This is a genomic window from Rhizobium sp. BK399 (assembly GCF_014194695.1).
GTDB lineage: Bacteria > Pseudomonadota > Alphaproteobacteria > Rhizobiales > Rhizobiaceae > Rhizobium.
Genome location: NZ_JACIAH010000017.1, coordinates 108,937 through 116,877 on the forward strand (window position 1 = coordinate 108,937; position 7,941 = coordinate 116,877).

General features: G+C 56.5%; 7 protein-coding genes. 3 read left to right on the top strand and 4 right to left on the bottom strand.

Going from position 1 to position 7,941, the window contains the following annotated elements; translation table 11 throughout:
- The first annotated feature begins 700 nt into the window (after positions 1 to 700).
- From FHT97_RS25760 to FHT97_RS25770, 3 genes are all read left to right on the top strand, one after another.
- Complete coding sequence (locus tag FHT97_RS25760; RefSeq protein ID WP_183756167.1) at positions 701 to 1,198, top strand: DUF1269 domain-containing protein; 498 nt, start codon at positions 701 to 703, stop codon at positions 1,196 to 1,198.
- 107 nt (positions 1,199 to 1,305) lie between these two features.
- Positions 1,306 to 1,497 carry a hypothetical protein gene (locus FHT97_RS25765; RefSeq protein WP_183864667.1) on the top strand — a complete coding sequence of 64 codons (192 nt, stop codon included), beginning with the start codon at positions 1,306 to 1,308 and terminating at the stop codon, positions 1,495 to 1,497.
- A gap of 376 nt (positions 1,498 to 1,873) precedes the next feature.
- Positions 1,874 to 2,995, top strand: a complete 1,122-nt coding sequence (locus tag FHT97_RS25770; protein ID WP_246712774.1) for a helix-turn-helix domain-containing protein — start codon at positions 1,874 to 1,876, stop codon at positions 2,993 to 2,995.
- A gap of 1,068 nt (positions 2,996 to 4,063) precedes the next feature.
- Here FHT97_RS25770 and FHT97_RS25775 read toward each other — a convergent pair.
- From FHT97_RS25775 to ligD, 4 genes are all read right to left on the bottom strand, one after another.
- A complete protein-coding gene (locus FHT97_RS25775; RefSeq protein ID WP_183756164.1) occupies positions 4,064 to 4,498 on the bottom strand; it encodes a hypothetical protein in 435 nt (144 codons plus the stop codon).
- Between the two features lie 187 nt (positions 4,499 to 4,685).
- Positions 4,686 to 4,955 carry a hypothetical protein gene (locus FHT97_RS25780; RefSeq protein WP_183756163.1) on the bottom strand — a complete coding sequence of 90 codons (270 nt, stop codon included), beginning with the start codon at positions 4,953 to 4,955 and terminating at the stop codon, positions 4,686 to 4,688.
- A gap of 70 nt (positions 4,956 to 5,025) precedes the next feature.
- Positions 5,026 to 6,243, bottom strand: coding sequence for an MFS transporter (locus tag FHT97_RS25785; protein WP_183756162.1), 1,218 nt, complete (start codon positions 6,241 to 6,243; stop codon positions 5,026 to 5,028).
- 203 nt (positions 6,244 to 6,446) lie between these two features.
- Positions 6,447 to 7,941, bottom strand: a 1,495-nt coding sequence (gene ligD, locus FHT97_RS25790) for a DNA ligase D (RefSeq protein ID WP_183864668.1), incomplete at its 5' end; no start/stop codon positions are given.

Consider the following 7,941-nt stretch of genomic DNA (forward strand, 5'->3'; position numbering starts at 1 on the left):
ACGTGCCGGCTTCGGCCGTCGATGTCAGGCTGTTGTTCATCGTGCTGCAGCATGGTCGCTCAATGCGGAGAGCAATCGGCGACCATGCCGTTTTCCTCATCTGTCGACAAAATTTGTTGAAACGACTCTTCTCTCCGTCCGCCGTCTCATCCTGATCGAGGAAAGCAAGCTTGCGTCGGTCGAATATCTCAGAGAAATCGCGCCATGAAATCTCCTCGGGACTTTCCTCGGGATCGCCGGTCCCGAGCAAACCTCCGTCTCTTCCTCCGTTGACGCGTGACGGTCGTCCGCTCCGTGTTTGCACCCAGTTGCGGATTTCATCGTGATTGGTGGTGGTCGTCGTTCACTCATTGGTAGGCTCGTGGCGGCTCCCTGGTTGAAACGTCGACCGAAAACCCGATCGAACATCAGCGCCCGCCGCGGAATAGCGTTTCGGCGGGCAGAGTTCCCGAACAGCACCGGCGAACCAGACGGAAGAACACCGCACGCACGAGAGCCGCCTTAAAATCCGGACTGTAAGCAGGATTATGGGATTCTATGCCGATCACATCGTTTCTTGAACCGCTCTATAGTTCCGACCACGGCGTCGGGTTGTGCTGAACCTCGTCCGACAAAGCGCTTAAGGAAGCGCCGTCGGTTAAGCTACGGCGCCAGCCAATCTCGATCTTCGTTTGGTACACCACTCTGGAGGAGCGCAGAGATGTCAACTTTGATTGCGATTGTTTATCCGACCGAAGCCAAGGCAGAGGAAGTTCGTCAGCGCTTGTTAGAAATGCAGAAGGAGTATCTCATCAAGATGGGAGACGCCGTCATCGCGACCAAGACCGACGGCGGCAAGGTCAAGCTGAGCCAGCTGGTCAATACCACGGCTGCGGGCGCCGCATCTGGTAGCTTCTGGGGCCTTCTGATCGGTGTGCTCTTCCTCAATCCACTCCTTGGAGTAGCGGTCGGTGCAGCATCCGGTGCTATTGGCGGGGCGTTGACAGATGTCGGAATCAATGACGATTTCATGAAACAGCTTTCCGCTAACCTTGACCCGGGCAACGCGGCGTTGTTCGTCCTCATCCAGGAGATGACGGAAGACAAGGTCCTAAAGCAGATATCGGCCTTCGGGGGTGTCGTTTTGAAGACCTCGCTTGATGAAACCAAGGAACATGTCTTGCGGGAGGCATTGCAGGGGGCGGCTACAGCCAGCTAGAGCCCGTCATGTTTTGACGGAGGCGTAGCCGGCGTTGAGAAGTAGTTGGCGCATTCTTCTGGCTTGTGGTGTCGGCAAGCAGCCCCAGATGTCGCCAAGTTTCCTCAATGTTTCGCACTTGGGCGCATCCAGTGCTTGATCTTGGCACACTCTCGTTGATGAAGACGAAGCCGCTTCGGATCGAAGCGCTCTGCCAGGCCTCCCAACGGGCTCTGCGCCGGGCAAATGTCGGCGCGGTCCTGCTCACTGGCGAATGGCGTTTTTTGATGGACGCCGCAGCCCGTGCGAAGGCAGCCTAGCCGTGATGCGAACTCGCCGGGACAGCACAACTGCAAAACTTGATCTGCGATGACCGACGGCGCGAGGAGTTGTGCCGCGCTCATGCATGGCGCCGCGATCAGCGGCAACAAGTCCGGCGCGGAAGGTAGGAAATGGGCCCAACTACCCTGCAGCGGCGAGAGTTGCCGATGTTGCATCTGACGGTTGAGAATCCCGGTCGGAAAGGCTAGATTGCTGGAGGGAGAACTCATTACCTTTCGGCTTGCGGTCTTTTAGACCGAGCATGCGGATCCTACGACCGCGTGACGTCTTTTATGCCCAGCAGATTACAAACCATTCGATTGCATCATTCCGACGTTACCCCGCCCATTCCATGGGCTAAGGAGGAAAGTACGAATGAAGTGCACTTTCCCGGAGCGCGACAGGCCTCGCGAGAACGTTCTGATGCTTGATCGCGAAGCGGAGAACGGAATATTGGTGGGCGGCCCAAGATCGTCCTTACCTTCCTATCATTTATCCACCGCCGGCCTTTGCCGGGGCGAGCAGTTTGATCTATGGCATGACAATTTCGCACCAATGCTGGATCTCGCTGATATCACTCCGGGAACGTCAACCTTCACCGGCCGGCAAAAGCTATGGGACCTCGGCAGCCTGGTGCTTGCCGAAATCAACACGGATAGCCACGCGTTCTCCAGCCTTCCGGGCCGTGTTCGACGTGATCCCGTCGATCACTGGACAATGACCGTCCTGTTGAAAGGGAAAATTCGCACTAAAACGAAGAGATACGCGTTCGGCGGCGGGCTCGGTGAGGTTCAGATCCATTCTCTCGGCCGCTCTTTTGAGGGCATGGTCGCCGAAGAGAGCAAAATGCTGATGCTCTTTGTGCCCAGGGACCTTTCTGTTGAGACTGCGGCGACGCTTAGTTCGGCGGAGTTTTCGACTCTCGCCACAGGAATGGGACGCCTGTTTTCGGATTATCTGGTGGATGTCGCTCGCCGCCTGCCCATGCTGGCGCAAGCCGATCTTCCAAGCCTCACTGCTGCTACCCGAGCCATGATTCTTGCTTGCGTTTCGCCATCCACTGGTCATGTGGAGGCGGCTGAGGGCCCCATTGCGAACTTGCTCCTCGAACGAGCCCGCCGATTGATTAACAACCAGCTGCTCGACCCGAGACTCGGCAGCGAGATGGTGCGCAAGGAACTTGGCGTTTCGCGAACGCGCCTCTACAACCTGTTCGAGCCGTTTGGCGGCGTCATGCACTACATCCAGCATCGTCGACTGCTCAGCGCTTACGCAGCATTGACAGATCCAAGCGATCGGCGTCTCATTTTTCAGATTGGCGAAGAGCGCGGATTCGGCGACGGCGCCGAGTTCGGCCGGGCGTTCAAGCGGACCTTCGGCTGCAGTCCGAGCGAGGTGAGGAATCGAGATGGCGGTGGCATTCGCGTGCGCTCCGACCTCGCGGACTGCCCCTCCGTGGAACGGTTAGGGGTTCTCCTGCGACGCTTACAGGGTTAGCCCGCGCGTCTTCTTATCACGCAGTCATCGAGCCTGCGCGATGTCGATGGTAATGGTAGCACACTGCGATAGGCCCTTGCCGGGACCAGCACGGTGCTGTTCTCAGCTCGGCTTCAATTTGCTTGCCTTTGGCCGCAAGTCGCACTTGTTCTTTTACCACTTGCACGGCGAGCCTCCCACCATTTTCTAGCGCACCATCCAGGAAGGATTTCGTCCCAGCGGAATGATCGAACAATGTAAGACAACGCTTACAGAATATCTGCAACGCAGAACGCATTTCGTCTTCAAGCTCTTCGCAAGGTCGCTCATACTCCACAAGCAAAGACTGATCTTCGCTTCCGGCTCGAAGCCTGTCGCGGAGCCTGACAGCGTCGCCATAGTTTTCTATGGCCTCATTCCACACGTGCGCGGGTGCGGAAATCGCTTCCGTCTATAAGGCTTTGGCACGCTCACTTTTATCCATGAGACGTCGACAAACATCATCCGACAAACCGGTGCCAGGCTGCTGTTCCTACCGGCCTATTCGCCTGACGTGTCTCGCAACGACCAACCGGAGCGTTTTGTCAGCCTTGTTTCAATCCAAGTCTGGAATAACTCGACATTCATTGGTGCGTTAAATGCGACAAGCTTTAGAGCCAGCGAATCGCCTAAAAAAATAGTCGAGCATTGGGAACCTGCCATGCCCCCGGGAGTTGGGCCCGGAAAATGCGAGCCTCACTGATCGGCGCGTGTTTTCACCCAGTGTCCAAACTCAGCCTCAGCCCCGCCTATGCGGGGCCTTTTTTTGGTCCTCACACCGTTACGGCAGTCACGTGCCTTTCGGATCCTGGAAGTTTTTCGGCCTTTTGGCTCTTGTGGAAACGGACATTGTCGGCAATGACGATGTCGCCCTTGGGTAGAGTTGGGACGAGTTGCTAACGATCCATGGCGCGACCATGGAATGCGATCTGAGGCCAGCGATAAACGTCTGCGTCATGGCTGGCTTGCGCCTTTCGATCCATGGACTTCTCGCCCGAGCGATTTCCGGACGAAGCTGCTCGCTTCCCATGAGATGCATTGCAGTCATGCTCACGTCCGGCCGGGCTGCCTCCAGAGGCGTTCACGAAGCTCCTCAAAGAGTTCCCTGATGTCATCCAGCGCGCGTTCATATCGGGATCTTTGGGGCACTACCCTGGCGCCACCAATTGCGAACGAAAGCGCGGCTGTTACGACAGCGACAGCGACGAGACTTGACACCGGGTAGAGCTTTACGGTTGCTTCCGTCTGTCTGGCAGCCTGGCGTGCGCTTCCCTTGGCCGCCTGCAAGGCCTCAGTTACCTGCTCGCGAAGACCTTCCAACTGCTTGCGCAAGGCGCCGAGCTCTTCCTCGGCATCGAAGTCTGAACCGGGCGGAATTCCGACCGATGCCGTGTTGGTATCGATGATACCGGTTGGCACGGGTTCACCAATCTTGGCGCTTTCTTGCCCGAGCGGCGAAGTCTCAGTTCGTTTGCGAGGTGGCATCTGCTTCTCCGTTATGAACGTCATCACAAACAACTGGAGCAGTTCTGGATTGAAACAAGCCACGACGGAAGCGTTCAGCCAAATCTGCAGGTGCAACCGCCCTCACTCTCGACGGATCACCAATCGAAGCCGCGAGGCCGGTTTCACTTGACATTGACATCCCGGCGTCGATTTGCATTAGTTATGTCTAAATTGCGTGACTTGGCTTAAACGAGCCTCGCGGAGACCATGGCGAGGCCCCGAGCATCGAGGGAATCATGGGCATATTTGACAATGTCATTTCCAGCTTGTCCGAGCTCGAGGCAAGCATTGCTGCAATCAATGCGAAGCCGCTTGAAGCAAGATCAGAACCAATATCGCGCACATCTGCAAAATCCCCTGCGCTGACGAAATCCAAGAGCGTCATACGCCATCGAGCAAAGAAGACGAAACCCGGGTCCAAAATTTTTCGTACCAACTAAATTTCATCACCCTGCGACCACGGGCTCGAATGCCGCCGCCCAGATGGGCATGGTTCCCATCATGTCCTATGGTCTGCTATTAGGCAGCTCGTGGCGCTGTTTTTGGTCGCTAGTCAGCAACATTGTCATCCCGGCGGCGACAGCAGCGATGAGTGCTACCGCGAGATATATTCCTTCAAAACTTTGGGTAGAAGTCTTTATTAGGCCGCCGAAGATGTTGCCCGAGGCGCCGCCGAGTCCCTGAAGCACGGTACATATACCCATGACTGTTACGGCGATACGTGGTCCGGCGCGATGCGAGACATACGCGGGGAGGAGACCGTAGATCGGATAAAAACCGAGCGAAAAAGACACGACAGAAATGACGGAGAGCTCCAACGGTGCTTGGATATGCATCAAAAGGCCGGCCAAAACAAAGCACAGATAACACACAAGCATCGCCAGTCGCGATCCAAATCGCGACGCTATACTGCCCAAGACAAACCCGGCCGCTATGCCAACGGTACCGATCGTCGCCCAGAGCAATGAGACAGTACCAACCGTATAACCTCGTTCCTCGCGCAGAAGCGGCGACAGATAGGTGAGATATGGGAACGGCATGACGCCGTTAATAAATCCCAGGACAAAGACGAGGAAAACCCACGGCACCATCGCACGCAGACTTGGCCGCCTCTCCGCGAAGCCATCGACTTGCGGGCCTTGAGCGAGACTTGAAAGCCCCGCTCGCTTGAATAGGATAGATGTGGTGATGGTCAACAAAACGGAAATCGCTCCGGTTATGTACCAGACAATTTGCCAACGGTCACTGCCGGCGAAGGCCGCCACCAGGGCGCTGTTTCCGAGTACCCCATAGGACGGTGCACTGGAAATCAGGCTCATGGCCAAGCCACGGCGCCTGATGCTCACGACCCGGGAGGCGAGATCGATCATTGGCACGAAAGTTGACGCTCCAGTCGAGCCGGCAATCATCAACAGACCTGCGAGGACATAAACATTCTCCGCAAGCGGGACAGTCGACAGTGACAACCCACAAAGGCCGACGGATCCCACCACCGTTCGGGCGGCACCGATACGATGAACGAGCCAGGTGCTGATCAATGCTGAGGCGACTGACGCAAGTTGGATAAGTCCGGTAACCGTGCCGACAAATGCGTAGTCGAATGCAAGGCTTCTGCGCATGTCGGGGATTATCTGCGGAAACAGGCTCAATCCGAAGCCATAACACGTGCCAACGCAAGCGATCATAACAGCGACCAGAAGCCCTTGGAGGTGATCGCTTGTCATGACAGGACCTCCGTCCGAAGCCAAAGCTCATACTATCTACGAAGACTGTTGATAGTCCAGAGAACGGGGACTGGTCGTCGCGGCAGAGACAATAGCCAAACGCAGGCGGCTACCACCACTCCGGCCCATCGTCCATCGGTTCGTTGCTCTGAGGCAGGAGCACCCGCTAAGCTCGTTATCGGCCAGCCGGAAAGCCTGCGTTGCTAAGATGGTCGCCTATTTTGTCGGTCCAGCCTTTTTATGGCAGCTTCAAGTGGCCGTTGGCTGTCGCAATAATCCTTCCACGCGGAGCTTTTTCTGATGAGGGCGGGCACCGTTCGCACCGTGAACCGCGTAGGATCCAAATCGGCCTTCACCTGTGCCCAGGTCAAAGGCATTGATACGGTTGCGCCGGGACGGGCACGCGGTGACAATGGCCCCACAGCCGTTGCCATACGATCATTGCGAAGATAGTCGAGAAAAATACGTCCATTCCTCAAGCTTTTCGTCATTTTGGTCAGGTAGAGATCAGGATTGTCCCGCGCCATTTGATAACAGACGTCATGCGCGAAGGTTTTGGCCTCGGTCCATGAAAGCGGCTTGCGTTTATTGACTGCAAGCGGCGTCACCACATGCAGGCCTTTTCCGCCAGTGGTTTTGCAGAAGCTGATAAGCCCGAGTTCATCAAGGCGATCGCGCATCTCCCGGGCAGCGTCAACGACGGCCGGAAACGGCAGGTCCGGGCCGGGATCCAGATCAAATACGAGACGTCCTGGGACCTCCGGTTGGTAAGGTTCGCAATTCCATGGGTGCAGTTCGACACCGCCAATCTGCGCGATCGCCGCAAGCCCCTCAATTCGGTCGACCTGGAGGTAAGGCTTCTTGTCGCCAAATACTTTCACGAGCTCAAGCAGGTTCGATGTTCCCGGCATTGCGTGACGTTGAAAAAACTGCTCTCCGGCAATGCCATCCGGTGTGCGAATGATCGAACATGGACGACCCTTTATGTGATCGATCAGCCAACCACCGACGGATTCATGATATCGCGCCAAGTCTTCCTTCGTAACCGGCCGGCCATCCCCGCCATCGGGCCACAACGGCTTATCTGGATGAGAAATAAGAACACCCATGACTTCGGCTTTCGCGCCCCTTCGACCGGCGGTCCGCTGTTTCTTTCCTACCTGTGGATCAGGTGTTTCCGTCTGTTCAGGCGAGGCTGCCCTCTCCGCTTTGACCTCGTTCGCCGGTTTGTCTTCCCGCAGCCCTTTGAAGGAGGCTTGGCGAACAAGGCCGTCGGATGTCCAGCTAGCGAATTCGATCTCGGCCACAAGGTCCGGCTTTAGCCAGACGACACCAGTTTCCTTTTTGGGCGCTCCAATCCCCGTAAACGGTGATTTAGAGGTCGTATCGACCTCCCTCAACCTTGGCATAAGTACATCGACAGTCTTTGCCCCGTAGCCCGTGCCAACCCTTCCAACGTAAACAAAATGCTCGCCACGGTAGACACCGACCAGCAAGGATCGAAACCTGCCGCCGGTCGTGGCGTAACCCCCGATCACGACCTCATGTCCGGCTCGACATTTGGACTTCGCCCAAGCGTCGCTTCGACCAGACTGATAGGGCGTGACCTTGCCCCGTTGAAATAATCCATTTTGAAGTAAGCTCTGGCCCATTGAGAGGACCAGGGAATGAAGCGCAGCCGTTTCACAGACGAACAGA